Origin of the sequence: Tahibacter sp. (genome assembly GCF_032229445.1) — a bacterium.
GTDB lineage: Bacteria > Pseudomonadota > Gammaproteobacteria > Xanthomonadales > Rhodanobacteraceae > Tahibacter.
Map to the genome: position 1 here is coordinate 145,428 of NZ_JAVTWC010000101.1, position 18,288 is coordinate 163,715.

The 18,288-nt window shown below is 69.0% G+C and carries 16 protein-coding genes; 12 read left to right on the plus strand and 4 right to left on the minus strand.

What is annotated here, in order from left to right; genetic code table 11:
• The first annotated feature begins 80 nt into the window (after nucleotides 1–80).
• Genes RUU78_RS17575 through RUU78_RS17585 form a run of 3 tightly spaced genes read left to right on the plus strand, consistent with a single transcriptional unit; the run spans nucleotide 81 to nucleotide 3,435 of the window.
• Nucleotides 81–1,508: a VCBS repeat-containing protein gene (locus RUU78_RS17575; protein ID WP_313918765.1), complete on the plus strand. Its 1,428-nt coding sequence runs from the start codon at nucleotides 81–83 to the stop codon at nucleotides 1,506–1,508.
• Nucleotides 1,508–2,872: an O-antigen ligase family protein gene (locus RUU78_RS17580; protein WP_313918766.1), complete on the plus strand. Its 1,365-nt coding sequence runs from the start codon at nucleotides 1,508–1,510 to the stop codon at nucleotides 2,870–2,872. Before RUU78_RS17575 ends, RUU78_RS17580 begins: the two co-directional genes overlap by 1 nt.
• Nucleotides 2,869–3,435 carry a hypothetical protein gene (locus tag RUU78_RS17585; RefSeq protein WP_313918767.1) on the plus strand — a complete coding sequence of 189 codons (567 nt, stop codon included), beginning with the start codon at nucleotides 2,869–2,871 and terminating at the stop codon, nucleotides 3,433–3,435. Before RUU78_RS17580 ends, RUU78_RS17585 begins: the two co-directional genes overlap by 4 nt.
• Before the next feature lie 77 nt (nucleotides 3,436–3,512).
• Here RUU78_RS17585 and RUU78_RS17590 read toward each other — a convergent pair whose 3' ends face one another.
• On the minus strand, nucleotides 3,513–4,682 hold the full coding sequence (locus tag RUU78_RS17590; RefSeq protein WP_313918768.1) for a glycosyltransferase family 4 protein: 1,170 nt from the start codon (nucleotides 4,680–4,682) through the stop codon (nucleotides 3,513–3,515).
• Nucleotides 4,683–4,845: 163 nt separating this feature from the next.
• Here RUU78_RS17590 and RUU78_RS17595 point away from each other — a divergent pair, with 163 nt between their 5' ends.
• Nucleotides 4,846–6,009, plus strand: coding sequence for a glycosyltransferase family 4 protein (locus RUU78_RS17595; RefSeq protein WP_313918769.1), 1,164 nt, complete (start codon nucleotides 4,846–4,848; stop codon nucleotides 6,007–6,009).
• Nucleotides 6,010–6,049: 40 nt separating this feature from the next.
• On the opposite strand, the gene RUU78_RS17600 is transcribed toward RUU78_RS17595, so the two are convergent.
• Both RUU78_RS17600 and speE read right to left on the minus strand, forming a co-directional pair.
• Nucleotides 6,050–6,961, minus strand: coding sequence for an AEC family transporter (locus tag RUU78_RS17600; protein ID WP_313918770.1), 912 nt, complete (start codon nucleotides 6,959–6,961; stop codon nucleotides 6,050–6,052).
• A gap of 109 nt (nucleotides 6,962–7,070) precedes the next feature.
• On the minus strand, nucleotides 7,071–7,922 hold the full coding sequence (gene speE / locus RUU78_RS17605) for a polyamine aminopropyltransferase (RefSeq protein WP_313918771.1): 852 nt from the start codon (nucleotides 7,920–7,922) through the stop codon (nucleotides 7,071–7,073).
• A gap of 243 nt (nucleotides 7,923–8,165) precedes the next feature.
• On the opposite strand from speE, the gene speA reads away from it, so the two are divergent.
• The 5 genes from speA (at nucleotide 8,166) to RUU78_RS17630 (ending at nucleotide 14,029) form a co-directional block, all read left to right on the plus strand.
• On the plus strand, nucleotides 8,166–10,055 hold the full coding sequence (speA, locus tag RUU78_RS17610) for an arginine decarboxylase (protein ID WP_313918772.1): 1,890 nt from the start codon (nucleotides 8,166–8,168) through the stop codon (nucleotides 10,053–10,055).
• 142 nt (nucleotides 10,056–10,197) lie between these two features.
• The gene (locus tag RUU78_RS17615; protein WP_313918773.1) at nucleotides 10,198–11,208 is read left to right on the plus strand and encodes an NAD-dependent epimerase/dehydratase family protein; all 1,011 of its coding nucleotides are present in this window, start codon (nucleotides 10,198–10,200) and stop codon (nucleotides 11,206–11,208) included.
• 90 nt (nucleotides 11,209–11,298) lie between these two features.
• Complete coding sequence (locus RUU78_RS17620) at nucleotides 11,299–12,282, plus strand: glycosyltransferase family 2 protein (RefSeq protein WP_313918774.1); 984 nt, start codon at nucleotides 11,299–11,301, stop codon at nucleotides 12,280–12,282.
• A gap of 2 nt (nucleotides 12,283–12,284) precedes the next feature.
• Entirely contained in the window at nucleotides 12,285–13,403 is a 1,119-nt protein-coding gene (locus RUU78_RS17625) for a mannosyltransferase family protein (protein WP_313918812.1), read from the plus strand.
• Nucleotides 13,400–14,029 (plus strand): hypothetical protein, encoded by a 630-nt coding sequence (locus tag RUU78_RS17630; RefSeq protein ID WP_313918775.1) that lies wholly within the window; start codon nucleotides 13,400–13,402, stop codon nucleotides 14,027–14,029. The genes RUU78_RS17625 and RUU78_RS17630 overlap by 4 nt, the downstream gene beginning before the upstream one ends.
• Here RUU78_RS17630 and RUU78_RS17635 read toward each other — a convergent pair.
• A complete protein-coding gene (locus RUU78_RS17635; RefSeq protein ID WP_313918776.1) occupies nucleotides 14,026–14,661 on the minus strand; it encodes a LysE family translocator in 636 nt (211 codons plus the stop codon). The two genes, RUU78_RS17630 and RUU78_RS17635, sit on opposite strands and share 4 nt — an antisense overlap.
• A 329-nt stretch (nucleotides 14,662–14,990) precedes the next feature.
• On the opposite strand from RUU78_RS17635, the gene RUU78_RS17640 reads away from it, so the two are divergent.
• Genes RUU78_RS17640 through ubiB form a run of 3 tightly spaced genes read left to right on the plus strand, consistent with a single transcriptional unit; the run spans nucleotide 14,991 to nucleotide 18,286 of the window.
• Complete coding sequence (locus tag RUU78_RS17640) at nucleotides 14,991–15,974, plus strand: YafY family protein (protein ID WP_313918777.1); 984 nt, start codon at nucleotides 14,991–14,993, stop codon at nucleotides 15,972–15,974.
• 12 nt (nucleotides 15,975–15,986) lie between these two features.
• Complete coding sequence (locus RUU78_RS17645) at nucleotides 15,987–16,628, plus strand: SCP2 sterol-binding domain-containing protein (RefSeq protein WP_313918778.1); 642 nt, start codon at nucleotides 15,987–15,989, stop codon at nucleotides 16,626–16,628.
• Nucleotides 16,625–18,286 carry a ubiquinone biosynthesis regulatory protein kinase UbiB gene (gene ubiB, locus RUU78_RS17650; protein WP_313918779.1) on the plus strand — a complete coding sequence of 554 codons (1,662 nt, stop codon included), beginning with the start codon at nucleotides 16,625–16,627 and terminating at the stop codon, nucleotides 18,284–18,286. Before RUU78_RS17645 ends, ubiB begins: the two co-directional genes overlap by 4 nt.
• The last annotated feature ends 2 nt before the right edge of the window (nucleotides 18,287–18,288 follow it).

Here is an 18,288-nt window from a genome sequence, read left to right on the forward strand (position 1 = left end):
GGGGTTTTTTTTGCTACGGCACCGCGCGCCACGGATGCAGAGCTGCGGTTACCATCGATACTTTGACGGTGGACGACGGCGTGAATCAGGCAGGCAATCCGGGCCGTCATGGCCCTTCGAGCCAACACCGACCCGGATCGGCCGGTACGCTGCGCGCAACCTACGCCGGCGGCGCCCTGATCATCTGCCTGCTGGCGGCGGCGTGCAGCTCACAGCCGCCGCGGACCGCGCTGCCGCCCGAAGCGGCGGCGCGCGCACGGGACGCCCAGTCCGCGTGCGGCCCGGTAAAGCTGCGCCCGACGCAGCGCTTCGCCGCGACCGCCATCGACACCGGCCTGCCTGCCAGCGGTCAGTGGCGCGACGGCTTCGGCTTGGCCGACATGAACGGCGATGGCCGGCTGGATCTGCTGTCCGGCCCGGCGCGCAAGGGACGCGCGCAACCCGTCATCTTCCTCGGCGACGGACAGGGCCGCTTCCAGGAGTGGAAAGAGGCACATTTCCCACCGTTGCCGTACGACTACGGCGACGCAAAGGCCGCCGACTTCAACCGCGACGGCCGCCTGGACATCGCCCTGAGCGCGCATCTGCGCGGGCTGACTGTGCTGATCAATGAAGGCGGCGGCCACTACGCGCCGTGGAACCGGGGCCTGCTGCTGCGCCTGCCGGCAGAATCGGTGCTCGAACCGGTCTTCACCTCGCGCGCGCTGGCCGTGACCGACTGGAATCGCGACGGCAAGCCCGATCTGCTCGCGCTCAACGAAGGCCCGTCCCGCCTTGGCGGCGGCGGCGTCACGACCGCGCTCGGCCTGTGGTTCAACCGCGATGGCCTGTGGGACCTCGCCAAGCCCGAGCAGGCACTCAACAGCTTCGGCGACGCGATCGCCGTGGGCGACATCGACGGCGACGGCAATCCCGACGCGCTGCTCGGCACCAGTGTCGCCGGCAACCGGCTGCTGCTTCAAAAGGGCGACGGCAACCTGTATCGGGCGCGTGAACTGCGCTCGGTGCCGCTCGCTGCGGCGGTGACCGCGGTCGCGCTGCATGATTTCGACGGCGACGGCAGCGACGAGGCCGTCGCCGCCGCGCGCGCCGTGGAAAACACGCAGTTCTGTATTTTGCTGCAGATGGTGCGCGAGGCAGGCGGCGCCAAGGAGATCCCGCTCGCGCTGTGGAGCGCGGTGTCGCGCAACAGCATCGTCGCCCTGGCCATCGGCGACATCAACCGTGACGCCCGCGATGATCTCGTCGCCGTGCGCGAAGACGGCGAGGTCCTGACCTTCGCCGGCGCACGCCGCGGCTTCAGCCGCGACCTGAGCCTGGCGCCGCTCGAGGCGATGCAGGGCTGCAAGGCTTTCGACGCGCAGCTCGCCGACATCGACGCCGACGGCAACCTGGAATTGATCGTCGCCTACGCGGGCGAAGGCAGCATCGGCGATACGGCGCCCTGCCGCGGCAATGGCGGTTTCCGCGCATGGCGCCTGCGGCCCGCGGGCGCGGAACCGCGCTGATGTTCAGCCGGGCGGCGCAGGCCCATGCGCTCGACGACCGCGCCGCGGCGCTGCCGCGCGGTCGCGAACGCGTCATCGTTGCCAGTTTGATCGTCGCGCTGCTCGGCACGGCGTGGCTCGTGGATCCGTTTGCTCAGGCCGGATTCGACGCCCCCAAACGCCTGATTGCACTGGCCGCCGTGGCCGTGGCGGCTGCGGCGCTGCTGTGGCATGCCGATTTCGCTGCGCTAGCCAACCTGGTACGCCGCCGCCACACGCCGACACGCACCCCGCGTCTGGCCTTGCTCGCGGCGCTGGCGGCGCTGGCCGGACTGCTGCTCGCGACGCTCATGGCGCAACTGCCCGCCGCCAGCGCATCGACCCTGCGCGTGCAGCTGCTGTTCGCCCTGTTCGTGCCGCTCGGCGCGTCGTGCGCGCTCGATGGCGACGGCGGCCGGCGCGTGCTGACGGCTGTACTGGTGGCCGCGGCGGTCAATGCGGCGATTTCCCTGCTGCAGTGGGCGGGCCTGGATCTGCCGTTGGCGGCCAGCCAGCCCGGCGGCCGCTATCCGACCGGCGCGCTGCTTGGCAACGAGGCCTATGTCGCGCTGAGTTGCGCGCTGATGGCGGCGGCTGGTCTCGCGCTGGGGCTGTCGGCCTCGACCGCGCGCGGCCGCTGGGCCGGCTGGGCGTTGCTCGCACTCGGACTCGTGGTGATATTGGCGAACCGGCAGCGGACGAGTCTGGTCGCGGTGTTCGCCGCGGCGACGGTGCTGGCCAGCCTGCGCTGGCGTACGCTGCGCTGGTTGCCTCCAGCCGGTGCGGCGCTCGCGCTGCTGCTGGGCGTCTGCGCCGCCGTACCGGCGCTGCGCACGCAGACCTGGGCGCGCGTGCCGGTCGGTGTCGAGACCTGGCAGCAACTGACCACCTACCGCCTCGGCGCCTGGGCCGCGGCCGTGGAAATGATCGCGACGAAACCCTGGACCGGCTACGGACCGGGCAGCTACGCCAAACAGTCGCAGGTGCAGCGCTTCTCCGCGGAAATCGAGTTGCGGCGGCGTCTTCCGCCGCCGCAACCGGCCACCACATTCGTGCAGGCGCACCAGGAATACCTGCAGATGGCGGCCGAGGCAGGCTTGCCGGCGCTCTTGGCGATACTGGCCGCGCTGGGCTGGCTGTTGAGCGGCCTGCTGCGCCTCGCGCGCGATGGCACTCCAGCACGTACAAGGGTGGAAGCACAGATGATGCTCGCGGTAATCGTGGCCGGTGCGGTCGCTGCGCTGGCCTGGTTTCCACTGCAGATCCCGTTCACCGCGATCGTGCTGCTGCTGGCCTGCGGCCGCGCGTGGCGACTGCTCGCGACCACCCCGGCGGACGCCGCATGAAGGTTCTCAGGCGCCTGTTCGTCGTCGAGTTGCTTTCACTGGCGCTGTGGCCCGAGTTTCCGCGCTACCAGGCCGAGTGGCGGTTGAACGACGCAAACTTCCGCATTGATCAGGCACTGCGCATGAGCCAATCGGCCGCGCGCTCCGGTGTGGCGGGCACCGACAGTGCCGCGCTGCGCCAGGTCGCCCTGGCCGAAACGCTGGCCGCCCAAGCCGCCACCGCGCTGCCCGGCGATCCACGCGCCGTACTGACGCAGTCGATCGCGCTGATCATGACCCGCCGCGGCGCGAACGCCGTGACCCTGCTCGACGCCGCGATCGCCGCCGGAGAACGCCCCGAATTCACGATCAATCTCGGCCGTGCCCGCACCACGCTCGGCGACGAAGCCGGCGCGAACGCGGCCTACCTGCGCACGGCCTGGGCCAGCCCGCAGGCGATAGCGACCCTGCCCAAGGCTATGCGCGACGACTTCCAGCGCCAGGTCGAGCAGCTCGACGCGCAACTGCGTGCGGGACAGCTCAGCGCGCCGCCGCCGCTGGGTGCGACCCGTTCGACAAAGTAGCTTTTTCATTCGGGCGAAACGGTTCCTTTCGGGGGCAGCCACGGCAAAGCCCGTTGCCGCCCCGCCGTCCGTGCGGGTCAGCGGGTCGCGACCGCCTGCCATACCGATTCCAGCTCCTGGGCCGAACGCAACCAGGAGAATTCCGTCTCGACATGTCGCCGCGCTTCCCGCGACAGCGCCTGTGCCAGTGCCGGCGACGACAGCAGGCGCAGCAGCGCGGCGCTCATCGCCGCCGCGTCGTCGGCCACCAGCAGGTGTCGGCCGTCGATCGCCTGGATGCTCTGCGCCGACAGGCGCGAGCTGACCACCGGCGTGCCCGCAGCCATCGCCTCGAGCAGCTTGAACTGCTGACCGGAGCCCGCGCGCAGCGGCACGACGGCGGCCGCCGCGCGAGCCAGATGCGGCTGCATCCGCGGCACCTCCCCGATGAGGTCGACGTTCGGCTGCGTCCGCGCCAGACGCCGCAGCACTGCTGCCGGCCGCGCACCGACCAGGCGCAGGCGCAGCTGGGGCATTTCGCGCAGCAGCAGCGGCATCACCTCGGTGGCGAACCAGCATGCCGCGTCCACATTGGGAAAATAGCCAAGATTGCCGGCGAAGACGATTTCCGGCGCGCGCTCCTGTCCTGCCGTGAACGCGAATTCGTCGAGGTCCACGCCGTTGCGCACGAGCCGCGGCGCGAACGCATCCTCACGGATCGCGGCCCGGTCGGCCGCGGAACACACGACGGTCGCGTGCCGCGTGCACAGTTCACGCTCGCAGGCGGCGAGGCGGCGCGCTTCCAGCGCCGCGATCCAGCGCAGCGGTGTACGGTCCCACTGCGCGCGCCGCGCCATGTTCAGCGACAGCGCGTCGACGAAATCCACGACGCACGGCAGCGGTGCCAGCGCAGGCAGCAGTCCGGCGAGACGCACGAGCTGCACATGAGCCAGGTCAAAGCCCAAATCGCACAGCGCGGCCAGGTCCAGGCCCGCAGCGATGCCGTCGTTCATCGCGACCTGCAGCGGCCGCGAGCCGGCCAACGCCGCGATCGCGCGCAAGCCGCTGCGCAGGCGCGCGCGCGGCGCGACGATGACGTGCTCGCAATACGGCGCCAGCGCGGCGCGGCCGGCCGCATCGGCGGCATCGAAACTCAGCGAGGTGATCGCATGGCGCGCCGACAGCGCGCGGATCTGCGCGAATGCGCGGCACTGGTCGCCGCGCGCGGCGTGCGCCGGCAGCCGCTGGGAGATGAACAGGACGCGCATGAGGCAGGCATTCTGCGGTCGCGGCCCGGTGCCTGTCGACGCCAGCCGCGCGCGATCAGGCTCTACACTGGTGTCCGGTCCCACCATTGCCATCAAATAATCCCGGCGTCTTGACCACCCGGAATTTCTTAAACGCAATGACGAGACAGGACACTCGGCGCGCATGAAAATCCTCGTGGTCGCGACCAAGCCGCCCTGGCCACCACACGACGGCGGACGCCTCGTGCTGTGGCTGACGCTGCAGGCCCTGGCCACGGCCGGCCACGCGCTGCACCTGATCGCGCCGGTGGATGCCGCCGCCGCAGACCCTGAGGCCCTCGCCCACTTGCGGACGGTCTGCACGCCACAGCTGATCCCGCTGCGTCCGCGCGGCTGGGCCGCGGCGGCGTGGCGCGCCGCGCGCGAGGGCTCGGCGCTGAGCCTCGCGCGGCACCGCCATGCGGCGATCGCCACAGCGGTGGCCGTACGCATCGCCGAGTGGCGCCCGGACATCGTGCACGCCGAGCAGTTGCAGGCGCTCGGCAACTGCGACGCCGCGTTCAACACAGGGACGCGCGTCGTGTTGCGTATGCAAAATGTGGAATCGTCGCTATGGCAGCAGCTCGCGCGAGCACGTCCACTGCTGCCGCTGTTGGCGTTCGAGTCACGCCGCCTGCGCGCGGCCGAGGCGCGGCTGCTGCGGCGCGTCGCCGCCACGCTGACGCTGACCGACGACGACGCCGCGGCGCTGCGCACGATCGCGCCTCAGGCCGCGGCGAACATCAGCGCCGTCGCTCCGCCGTATCCGTCGCAACTTCCGGCGGGGCCGAGCGTCGCCGGCGAACCCGCGCTGGTCCTTGCCGGCAGCACAGGCTGGTGGCCGAACCGGCAGGGACTGGACTGGTTCCTCGCCAGCGTCGCCCCACGTCTGCGCGGCAACGCCGGCGTGCGCCTGCATGTCTTCGGCGGAGGAATTCCATCGCGGCGCGACGTCGTCGCGCACGCCGCACCGGCGGACTCCGCTGCCGCGTTTCCCGAAGGCGCGATCGCCGCGGTGCCGTTGCTTACCGGCTCAGGCATCCGCATGCGCATCCTCGAAGCCTGGGCGCGCGGGCTGCCGGTCGTCGCCACGCGCGTGGCCGCGGCGGGGCTCGTCGTCGCATCCGGCCGCGAACTGCTGATCGCCGACAACGCCGAAGCCTTCGTCGAGGCAGTGCGAAGCCTCCAGGCCGACGCGGCGCTGCGCGCGCAGCTCGTCGCCAACGGCCGCGCCTATCTGCGGCGCCATCATGATCCGGCCGCCTGTGCCGCAGCGCTCACCCGGCAATACCGCGCGGCGCTGACCTGATCGCGTTTCCACACTGCGCCGCCCGCCAGGCGCGCTGCACTCAATAGCCCAGCCACCAGCGCCAGAAAGGCAGGCTCAGCATCGACAGCACGACGCCGTAGCCGACCAGGGCCGAGCCCAGCTCCGGCGCCAGACGCGCCATCGCCGCGAGTGCGGCGGCCGTGATCATCGGCGGCATCGCCGCTTCGAGCACGACGGCGGAGCGCGCGGCCGGTTCGAAATCCAGCAGCAGGCACAGTGCCCAGGCCAGCGCCGGCATCAGCACAAGCTTGCCGGCGAGGCCCAGTCCCAGCGGCAGCAGTTGCGCACGCGGCAGGCGCAGCCGCAGTTGCATACCCAGTGCGATGCCGACCATCGGCAGCATCGCAGAGGCCAGCTGCTGCAGCACGTCGGCGATTTCGCGCGGCGGTTCGGCCGGCATGAGGGTCAGCGCGAACACCAGCGCGAGGAACGGCGGAAAACTCACGACGCGCCGGAGCACCACGGCCGGCGTCGGTCGCGCGCCGCCGGAGTAGATCGCGATCACGGTCAGTCCGAACGTGGACAGGATCAGGAAACTGCCGAACTGATCGAACAGCACGGCAAACGGCATCGCCTCCGGGCTGGCGAGCACGGGAATCAGCGCATAGCCGAGGAACGAGGTATTGCCAAGCGGCACTTCGAGCAGCAGCACTGCCGTGTCCGGCCGTTGCAGGTTCAGCAGGCGCGCGGCGCCGAGTACGAGCAGCGTGCTCGCTGCCAGCAGCATCCAGGGCACCAGCGCCACGCCGAGCGTTGCGCCGGTGAGCTGCAGCTTGGGCACCTGCAGCAGTATCGCCGCCGGCATGTAGACATAGAGCACGACGATGTTGAGCGCATCCGGCGCGCTGTCGGGCACGAGCCGGCGCCAGGACAGCAGGCGGCCCAGCGCCATCAGCAGCAGAACAAACGCAAAGGCGGCGAAGACGCTCACGGCTTGACGAAGAAACAGTGGAGAGGAGTGAGAACACAGTGAGAGCAGCGGTGCGGCCGATCGCTCACTCGTTTCCCACTCCTCTCCACCCTTTTCTGATCTTCCCTGGCTATTCGCCTAGCGCTTCGCGCACGAATTCCGGCAGGGCCAGTGCGGCACGATGCATGTCGGCGTTGTAGTAGCGCGTGGGGAACTGCTTGCTCGCCGCACCGCGTTCGCGGAACCCGGCGAGGTCGGCACCCTTGCGTACCATGGTGCAGCTCCACCAGCCGGTCGGATAGCACGGCTGCGGGAAGCTCAGGGTCTTGGCGGCCTGGAAGCCGGCGCTCTTCATCGCCATACGCATCGACTTGATCAGGTCCAGATGCACCAGCGGCGATTCGGACTGCTGCACGAGGATGCCGCCGTGGCGCAGCGCCTTGTAGCAGCTGGAATAGAACGCCGCGTTGAACAGGCCTTCGGCCGGCCCGACCGGATCGGTGGAATCGACGATGACGAGATCCAGCGAATCCGGCTCGCACTCGGCCATGTACTTGATGCCGTCGATGAACAGCAGCTCGGCGCGCGGATCGCCGTTGGCTTCGCACAGTTCCGGGAAGTACTTTTCGGCGAGGCGCGTGACGCGCTCGTCGATCTCGACCTGCACGGCCTTCTCGACTTCGTCGTGGCGCAGCACTTCACGCAGGGTGCCGCAGTCGCCGCCGCCGATGATGACGACGCGCTTGGCGCGCGCATGCGTGAACAGCGCCGGGTGCGACATCATCTCGTGGTAAAGGAAATTGTCGCGGCTGGTCACCATCATGCAGCCGTCGATGACCATCAGGTTGCCCCAGTCGGTCGTCTCGTAGATCTCGATGGTCTGGAACGGCGTCTTTTCCGAATGCAGCTTCTGTTTCACGCGGAAACCGATGGACGAGCCGGAATGCTCGTGCTGCTCGGTGAACCAGGAGGTTTCGGACATGGCGCGGTTCTCGGGAGAGGTCGGATCGGGGCGCGCGATTGTACCGGTTCCCCGGTGGGTTTGGTCGCGCCCCCCGCCATCCGCCGCGGTCATGGACCCTGGACCTTTGGCCGGTACAATGCCCGGCCCGACGGCCCCGCGGCGTGCGAGGCTTCCGGCCGTCGGCAAGGTGGCACACACCATAGTTTTTCGTCCAGGCCCGCCGCTGCGACGTCGCTTTCGGACAGTCGAGGAACCGCGTCAATGACGAATGCGTGGAACGTAGAACAGGCGCGCCAGCGCTACGCCGTGCCCTATTGGGGCGAGAACTATTTCGATGTCGATGCGCAGGGCCGCATCACCGCACAGCCGCAAGGACCCGACGGACCGGCGCTGGCGCTGGACGAGGTCGTCGCGCAAGCGCAGTCGCACGGATCGCGCCTGCCGCTGCTGGTGCGCTTCTCCGACATCCTCCATCACCGTCGCGCCCGCCTGCAGGCGGCCTTCGCCACGGTCATGGCGGACTGGGACTACACCGGTGGCTATACGGCCGTGTTCCCGATCAAGACCAACCAGCAGCGGGGCGTCGCCGGCGAACTCGCCGCACAGGGCGACCGCGGTTTCGGACTCGAAGCGGGCTCCAAGCCCGAACTCATGGCCGTGCTCGCGCTGGCCAAGCCCGGCAGCACCGTGATCTGCAACGGCTACAAGGATCGTGAATACATCCGCCTCGCCCTGATCGGCCGCCGCCTCGGGCTGGAGATCTTCATCGTCATCGAGAAGCCGTCGGAACTCGGCCACGTCATCGAGGAGTCGCGCGCGCTCGGCGTCGAGCCGCTACTCGGCGTGCGCATGCGTCTGGCCACACTCGGTGCCGGCAAATGGCAGAACACCGGCGGCGACAAGGCCAAGTTCGGCCTGACCCCGCGCCAGGTGCTGGACCTCGTCGAGGAGCTGCGCACGCACAAGCTCGACCATACGCTCAAGCTGCTGCACTTCCACATGGGCTCGCAGCTTTCCAACGTGCGCGACATCGCCGCTGGCATGCGCGAGGCCGTACGATATTTTGTGGAACTGTCCAAGATGGGACTGCCGATCGCCACAATGGACGTCGGCGGCGGCCTCGGCGTCGACTACGAGGGCTCGCGCTCGCGTTCGTTCTGCTCGATCAACTACGGCCTGGAGCAGTACGCCGCCACGATCGTGCAGCCGCTGGCGGAAGCCTGCACCGAGCACGGCCTCAAGGCACCGCACGTGATCACCGAGGCGGGCCGCGCGATGACGGCGCACCACGCCGTGCTCATCGTCAACGTCAGCGAAGTCGAACAGGCGCCCGTCGGCGCGATTCCGCCGGAACGCGCGAACGAACCGGCCGTGCTGCGCCACCTGCGCGAGATCCACGCCGAACTCGACGAGCGCCCGCTGCTGGAGCTCTACCAGGAAGCCCAGCACCACGTCGCCGAAGGGCAGACCCTGTACGCGCTGGGCCAGCTCTCGCTGGCCGACCGCGCGCGGCTCGACGACCTGTTCTACGCCATCGTCAACGTCGTGCGCGCGCGCCTCAAGCCGGAGGAACGCGCGCACCGCCAGGCCATCGACGAACTCGATCTGCGCCTCGTCGACAAGTATTTCGTCAACTTCTCGGTGTTCGAGTCGATTCCCGACGTCTGGGCCATCGATCAGGTCTTCCCGATCGTGCCGCTGACGCGGCTGGACGAGGAACCCACGCGCCGCGGCGTGATCGGCGACCTGACCTGCGACTCGGACGGCCGCATCGACCAGTACGTGGAAGAGGACGGCCTCGACGTGAGCCTGCCGCTGCATGAACTGCGTGCCGGCGAGTCTTACCGCCTCGGCATCTTCATGGTCGGCGCGTACCAGGAGACACTTGGCGACATCCACAACCTGTTCGGCGATACCGACGCGGTCAGCGTGCACGTCGGCGCCGACGGCACGGCGCAGCTGTCGCAATTCAAGCGCGGCGACTCCTGCGACATCATGCTCGATTATGTCGGCTACGACCTTGGCGTGCTGCGCCAGGCCTATCGCGACAAGATTGCCGCGGCTGGCCTCAGCGACGAAACGGCGCAGCGGTTCGAGGCAGTGCTGGAGGCCGGGCTGACGGGGTACACGTATCTCGCCGAGGTGCCCTGAGCACGGCACTGCAGTACAACGCGACTCGCACAGGCGGGCCTGCGTCACAACGCGGGCCCGCCAGGATTTCGCGGCGGCGGCATCCGGGCTACGGTAGTCGTTCGCGGCCTGACCGCCACAGCATCGATTCGGGGATGGCAGCATGAAAATACTCGTAACCGGCGGCGGCGGCTTCCTTGGCAAGGCGATCTGCAAGCAGCTCGTCGCGCGCAACCATGAAGTGCGCGCGTTCAACCGCGGCGAGTATCCCGAGCTCAAGGCGCTCGGCGTCGAGCAGCACCTGGGCGACCTGCGCAACCTCGATCTCATCGCCGCCGCGGCCGAAGGCTGCGACGCGATCGTGCACACGGCGGCCAAGGCCGGCGCCTGGGGTTCGCTGACCGAGTACTACGAGATCAACGTGCGCGGTACCGACAATGTACTCGCCGCCTGCGAGATCCACCGCATCCCACGTCTGGTCTACACCTCGAGCCCCAGCGTCGTGCACAGCGGCCAGGACCTCAACGGCGTCAACGAGTCGGTGCCTTACGCGACGCATTTCCTCGCGCCGTATCCGCAGACCAAGGCACGCGCGGAACAGCGTGTGATCGCGGCGAATTCGGCGCAGCTCGCGACCGTCGCGCTGCGACCGCACCTGATCTGGGGCCCCGGGGACCCGCACCTGCTGCCACGCATCCTCGATCGCGCCGGCAAGGGCCGCCTGCGCCATATCGGCGATACGCCGAAGAAGATCGACACCGTCTATGTGGACAACGCCGCCGAAGCGCACGTGCTGGCGCTGGAAAAGCTGGAGATCGGCTCGGCCATCGCTGGCAAGGCGTATTTCATCACCCAGGGCGAGCCGGTCAACCAGGACGCGATGATCAACGCCTTGCTCAAGGCTGCCGGCCTTCCCGCAGAGACACGCCGCATCTCGGTCGATTTCGCGCGCTTCGCCGGCACCTGGATGGAACGCGTCTGGACATTGCTGCGCCTGAAGTCCGAGCCGCCGCTGACGCGCTTCATCGTCGAGCAATTGTCCACCGCGCACTGGTTCAACATCGCCGCCGCGCGGCGCGACCTCGGCTACGCGCCGCGGGTCAGCACGAACGAAGGGCTTGCGCGCGTCGGCGAGCAGCTCGCACGCCAGCGCATGCAACAGCGCAAAGGCTGAGGCGAAACGCGCCAGGGCGCGGCGTAGAGTCGCCAGACCGGCACGGCTGCGACACAATACGAAGCCATTCGCAGGCAATCCCGGGACTCCATGATCGCGACCGACCTGCCCCGCGATGACCGCCCGCGCCCCCGCGTCAGCGTCGTCGTGCCGTGTTTCAACGAGGAAGAGGTACTGGCCGAGACCGTGCGCCGGCTCACCGGCGCGTGTACCGCAGCGGTCGGCACGGACTACGAGATCGTCTTCGTCGACGACGGTTCGCGCGACCGGACCTGGCCTTTGCTGCAGGCCTTTGCCGCGGCCGATGGGCATCTGGTCGCGGTGTCGCTGTCGCGCAATTTCGGCCATCAGCTCGCGCTGAGCGCGGGGCTGCAGCTGTGCCGTGGCGAGCGGATCCTCATGATCGACGCGGACCTGCAGGATCCGCCGGAACTGCTGGCGCCGATGCTGGCGGTGATGGACCAGGGCGCGGACGTGGTCTACGGCCAGCGCACCGAACGCCAAGGCGAGACCGCGTTCAAGACCGGCAGCGCAAGCCTGTTCTATCGCCTGCTCAACACACTCACCGATGTCGACATTCCGGAGAATGTCGGCGATTTCCGCCTGGTCACGCGGCCGGTGCTGGACGCGCTGCTCGCCCTGCCCGAACAGCACCGCTTCGTACGCGGGCTGGTCGCCTGGCTCGGCTTCCGTCAGGTCGCGTTCCCGTATGCGCGCGCCGAGCGCTTCGCCGGTGTCACCAAGTATCCGTTGCGTAAAATGCTGCGTCTGGCCGTGGATGCGATCACGGGCTTCTCGGTCGTGCCACTGCGCATCAGCATGTGGGCAGCGCTACTGTGCTTCGGCATCGCGCTCGGCACGATGGGCTACGGGCTCGTGTCGTGGCTGTTTTTCGACGTGGTGCGCGGCTGGGCCAGCCTCATCGTGCTGGTCGCGCTGTTCGCCGGCGTGCAGCTGCTGTGCCTGGGTATACTCGGCGAATACGTCGGCCGCATGTTCATGGAGGCCAAGCGACGCCCGCTGTACATCGTGCGCGAGATCGTCACCGCGCCGCGGCCCGACGCGACATCGTGACCATGGTTGCGCCGCCGGAAAAATTCTGGCGCACCGCGCTCGCGATCCTCGCGCTGTACCTGGCATCCCGGCTGATGCTCGTCGTAGTGGGTGTAATGGCACGGCAGACCGTCGGCGACGGTGTCGCCGAACCGCTCGCGCGCATGTTCTGCCGCTGGGATTGCGACTGGTACCTGTCGCTCGTCACCCAGGGCTATACGACGGGCAGCGCCGACGGCGCGTCCGGCAAGACCAGCTATGCGTTCTTCCCGGTGTTTCCGCTGCTCGCGCGCGCCCTGACCGGGTTGGGCCTGAGTCCTGTCGGCGCGCTGGTCTGGCTGGCCAACCTGTGCTTCCTCGCAGCACTGTTCTACGTGCAACGCTATGCGCGCCTGCTCGGCCTGTCGACGGGCGCGAGCCTGATCGCCGTCGCACTGCTCTGTTTCGTGCCGCAGGGCTTCGTGTTCTCGGCCGGCTACACCGAAAGCCTGTTCCTGCTGCTGCTGGCCGCCGCCATGTATCACATGCGGCGGGAGCAGTATCTGGCCGCCGGCATCGCCGCAGCCGCGCTGTCGGGCGTGCGCGCGAACGGCGTGTTCTTTCTCGTGTTCGCGCTGGCCCTGATCCTGCGCCAGTTCGGCTGGCGCGCGCTGGTCCAGCCGTGGCAGCGGCCCGAAATGTTCGTGCCCGTCGTGCTGGCGCCGCTGGGTCTCTTCGCGTTCTGGGCCTGGTGCTACTACAGCACGGGCGATGCATTCGCACAGATGAGCAGCGTCGAACAGGGCTGGCAGTGGCGCTCGGCGGCGCCGTGGAAGAACCTCGCACGACATCTCGACGGCAATGCCCTGGCACGCTTCTGGGCAATCAGCAGCCTGAGTGTCGGCGCACTGTCGCTGTTGCTGCTGCGCCGGCGCCAGTACGAGGAATTCTTTCTGGTCGCGGCTATCCTCTGCCTGCTCTGGAGCGGCCAGATCCCCAATTCGCTGCTGCGCTACTGCATCGTGCTGTTCCCGGTCTGGATCGCGCTCGCGCGCGAACTCGAACACCGGCCGCTGGCGCTGGCGACCACGGTCGGCTGCTTCGCGCTGCTCAACGGGTGGCTCATGGTGAGCTGGATCCTCGGGGCGCTGGTCAGCATATGAAGACGACTCCCGCCTGGCGTCGCTGGCTGCTGCTGTCTGCGTTGTTTTCTTTGGGACTTCTGTACATTGGCGCCTTCATCGTGTTCCGCCGCGACAGCCGCAATTTCCTCGATGCGGTGGAGGAAGCGCGGGCGCTCGACCATGCCGCTGCGCACCCGATCTCCACGTTGCCGCAGCGCATGGTCTTTCACACCGGCAACGCGGAATGCGGCTATCTCGGCGCCGGCTGGTGGCCGGCGGGTCCAGATGGCGCCTCGCTCGTGCGATCGCCGGCGCAGCTGCTGCTGCCGGTCGTGACACGGCGCGACCTGCGCCTGGATTTCACGCTCGATGCCTACGTGCCGGCCCCGGGCGCGAGCGTCACGCTGACATCGCGCGGCGTGACGCTGGCTCACTGGCGCGTCGGCGACCAGCCGCGGCTGACACACACGCGCGTCGTGTTGCCGGCCGCGCTGCAGCGTGACGGGATGGTCGCGCTGGAACTGCACTTGCAGGGTCCGCGCAAGGCCTGGAAAGGCGCGCGCGCGGCCAAGCCGGGCATTGAGATCTGGCTGCTGCTGCGTGATCTGACAATCAGCGCGGCCGACGCGCGGGCAAGCGCACCGGACCCCGAAAGAGAGACCTAGCCCGCACGCCAGCCCGCCGCGGCGGTCCACAGCGCCGTCAGCAGCAGTACCGCACCCACGCCGCGATTGAGCATCAGCCCCGCCGTCGGTCGCCGGGCGAGCCACTGCCGCGCGCCGGCGGCGGCCAGTGCAAGCGGTCCGTACACCGCCATCTGGGTGACCGCGATGATCAGCCACAGCACCAGCGCCTGCAGCCACACCGGCCCGCGCTGCGGATCGATGAACTGCGGAAAGATCGCGAGCATGAACAGGTAGGCCTTGGGATTGAGCAGCGAGGTCAGCGCGCCGCGCAGCACCGCCTCGGCCGGCGACAGCGCCGGCGCATTGGCCTGCAGCGCCGCGGCGCTGCGGCTGCGCAGCAGCGACCACGCGATCCAGCCGAGGTAGCCCGCACCAGCCAGCAGCACCGCATTGAACAGGCCGGGCACGAGCTGCAGCAGCAGGCCCACGCCGAGCGCCGCAGCCAGCACATGGAACACGCCACCGGCAACGATGCCACTCAGGGCGAGCAGGCCCTGACGGCGTCCGCCGGCCAGCGAGCTGCCGGCCACATAGGCCATGTCCATGCCCGGCAGCAGCACCACGGCGAACACGACGAGGAAGAACAGCCACAGCTGGCTCAGCGTCTGCATGGGAAGTCCGTATCGGCCGTCACGGAGTCGGAATCCGGCGCGGCCGCGCGCAATACATGAGACGGCCACGGCCGCGCCGACCGCGTCACGCCGCCGCTGCGTTCGCGCGCTGCGCCCGTGCGCAGCCGCCGGTATCCGGCATCCGGCATTGGGGCCGGACCATCGCGCACATCGCTTTCCTGTTCCAGCACGACGGCCGTCGCCGCCGCCGTCCCGGTCGCCCCTGCCATCGTTCGGATCGCCATTGCCATTCCCTTTGCCGTTGAACCCGCGCAGCCTGGAATCGAATGAGGGCGGTTCCCGCCCTCATTCGAACTATCCTTGGGCGCATGAGCCATCCCGCCTCCCGCGTGCTGACCGTGCTGGAACTGCTGCAGGTGCACGGCCGCCTGAGCGGCAGCGAACTGGCGCAGCGGCTGCAGGTCGACGTGCGCACGACACGGCGCTACATCCGCGTACTGGAAGACATCGGTATTCCGATCACGGCCGAACGCGGCCGCTACGGCGCGTATTCGCTGGTGCCGGGCTTCAAGCTGCCGCCGCTGATGTTCGGCGACGACGAGGCCCTGGCCCTGTCGCTGGGCCTGCTCGCTGCGCGCAGCCTCGGCCTGGCCGATGCGGCGCCGGCGGTGGCCAGCGCACTGGCCAAGATCGAACGCGTGATGCCAGCCGCGCTGCAGCGCCGCGTGCGTGCCGTGGCCGAGACCGTGACACTGGACCTGAGCCATGCGCCGACCGTCACCGACGGCGAGGCCCTGCTGCAGCTGAGCGCAGCCGCGCAGAGCCAGCGCCGCGTGCGCCTGGACTATCGCGCCGCGGACGGCGCCACGAGCCGGCGCGATTTCGACGCCTACGGCCTGACCTGGCGCAGCGGCCGCTGGTATGTGCTGGGCCACTGCCACCTGCGCCGCGACCTGCGCTCGTTCCGCCTGGATCGCATCGTCGAGGTCACGCCGCTGGACCAGAGCTTTGGCCGTCCGGCGAATTTCGACGCCGCCGCGCAGCTGGAACTCAGCCTCGCCAGCCTGCCGCGCGCCATCGCCGTCGAGGTGCTGTTGCGCACCGATCTCGCCGGCGTGCAGGCCGAACAGCTCAGCTGCATCGGCGTGTTCGAGGCGCGCAGCGACGGTGTGCTGCTGCGCACGCGCACCGACAGCCTGGACTGGTTCGCACGGCAGCTCGCGCGCCTGCCGTTCGAGTTCGACATCGTGCTGCCGGACGAACTGCGTAGCGCGCTGGCCGCCCACATCGAGCGGCTGCAGCGCGCTATTGCCGCACCGGGCGCCAGCGCGGGGGCCGACAGGCTCACGTAGAATCGCTCCCCGATGAATACCCCGCGCACACCCAACCCGTTGTTGTCCCTGCTCGGCCGCCTGCTCCAGGCGGCGCTGAACCGCGCCCTCGCGCTGGATGCGGACACGCGCAGCCAGCTCAGGCGCCTCGACGGCCGCGCGCTCAGCATCGAATTCAGGAACACGCCGCTCGCGCTGCGTCTGATCGTCAGCGGCGAGACACTGGAAGTCGGACCGGCCTTCGTCGGCGACAGTGCGCTTCGCGTGGCGGCCACGCCGGGCAGCCTGGTCGCGATGCTGCTGCGCCGCGGCGACGACACCGCACTCGCGCCGGGCAAGGTCGAGATCGCCGGCGACGCGGAACTCGCGCGGCGGCTGGAAAAAATCGCCAGCGGCTATCGTCCCGATTTCGAAGAAGCCTTCACGCGCGTGTTCGGCGACGTGCTCGGCGTGAAGATCGCGCAGGGTTTCGCCACCGGCCTGCGCTTCGCGCGCGAACGCGGTGAGGCGCTCGTGCGCGACGGCGCCGACTACCTGCGCGAAGAAAGCCGCGACCTCATCGCCCCGGGTGAAATGGACGAATTCCTCGATGACGTCGACGCGCTGCGCGAGCGCGGCGAGCGCCTCGAAGCGCGCATCGCACGGCTCGCCACCGCGGCGGGCAAGCGCGCATGACGCCGCTGACCAGTGTCCCGCGCCTGATCGGCATCGCCCGCGTACTGCTGCGCTACCGCCTCGACGAGCTCGTCGAGGCGGTACACCTGTTCCGGCCGCTGAAATGGGTACGCGGCCTGTTCGGCCGGCCGCACGCCGACATCGGGACATTGAGCCGCGGCGCACGCCTGCGCATGGCGCTGGCGGAGCTCGGACCGATCTTCGTGAAGTTCGGTCAGATCCTGTCGACGCGGCGCGATCTGCTGCCGACCGACATCGCCGACGAACTCACGCTGCTGCAGGATCAGGTTCCGCCGTTTCCCGGCAGCGAGGCCCGTGCCGCGGTCGAACGCGCACTCGGTGCGCCGATCGCGCAGCTGTACGCGGCCTTCGACGAAACGCCGCTGGCTTCGGCCTCGATCGCACAGGTGCACGCGGCGCTGCTGCATGACGGCCGCGAGGTCGTGGTCAAGGTGCTGCGCCCCGATGTGCGCAGGCGCATCGCCGGCGACATGTCGCTGCTGCGCGATTTTGCGCGCCTGGCCGAACGCTTTCATCCGAACGCCGACAAGATCCGGCCGCGCGAAGTCGTGGCCGAGATCGAGATGACCCTCTTCAACGAACTGGACCTGCAGCGCGAAGGTGCCAACGCCTGCCTGCTGCGGCGCAATTTCCGCGACTCGCCCGACCTCTACGTGCCCGAAGTGCACTGGAGCCACTCGCGCGAAACCGTGCTGACGCTCGAACGCGTGCGTGGCATCCCGGCCGACGACATCGCCGCACTCGACGCCGCCGGCATCGATCGCGTCAAGGTCGCGCAGAAGGGCGTGCAGCTGTTCTACACCCAGGTGTTCCGCGACAATTTCTTCCACGCCGACGCACATGCCGGCAACATCTGGATCGATCCGACCCGGCCGTCCGAACCGCGCTTCATCGCGATCGACTTCGGCATCATGGGTTCGCTGCCGGAAGCCGACCAGTATTGGCTCGCCGAGAACTTCATCGCGCTGTTCAACCAGGACTATCGGCGCATCGCGCAGCTGCATGTGCAGGCGGGCTGGATGCCGGCGACGACACGGCTCGATGAGCTCGAAGCCGCGACGCGTGCCGTGTGCGAACCGTATTTCACGCGACCCTTGAGCGAAATCTCGCTGGCCGAGGTGCTGATCAAGCTGTTCCAGACCGCGCGCCGCTATGAGCTGACGCTGCAGCCACAGCTGATCCTGCTGCAGAAGACCCTGCTCAACATCGAAGGCATCGGCCGCCAGCTCGACCCGAAGATCGACATCTGGGCCGTGGCCAAGCCCGTGCTGGAGCGGCTGTGGCGAGACCGCACCGGCCCGGCCGCATTGTGGAAAGCGCTGCGCCGGCGCGTACCCGAATGGCTGGCCGCTGCGCCGGACATGCCGCAGCTGCTGCACGATTATCTGCAGAAAGCCAGCCGCGGCGGCATCGAGATGCGCGTGCATTCCGAAGACCTGCGCAACCTGCACGCGGATGCCAGCGCCAGTCGCTCGCAGATCGTGCCGCTGGCACTCGGTGCCACGCTGATACTGTCGGCGGTACTGCTGTACGCGCTCGACACCGCCGCGGCGCGACTGTTCGGCGTGCCGGCGACGGCATGGTTCGCGCTGATCGCCGGCACGATCTGCTTCTGGAGTGCGAACCGGCGCTCGTAGCG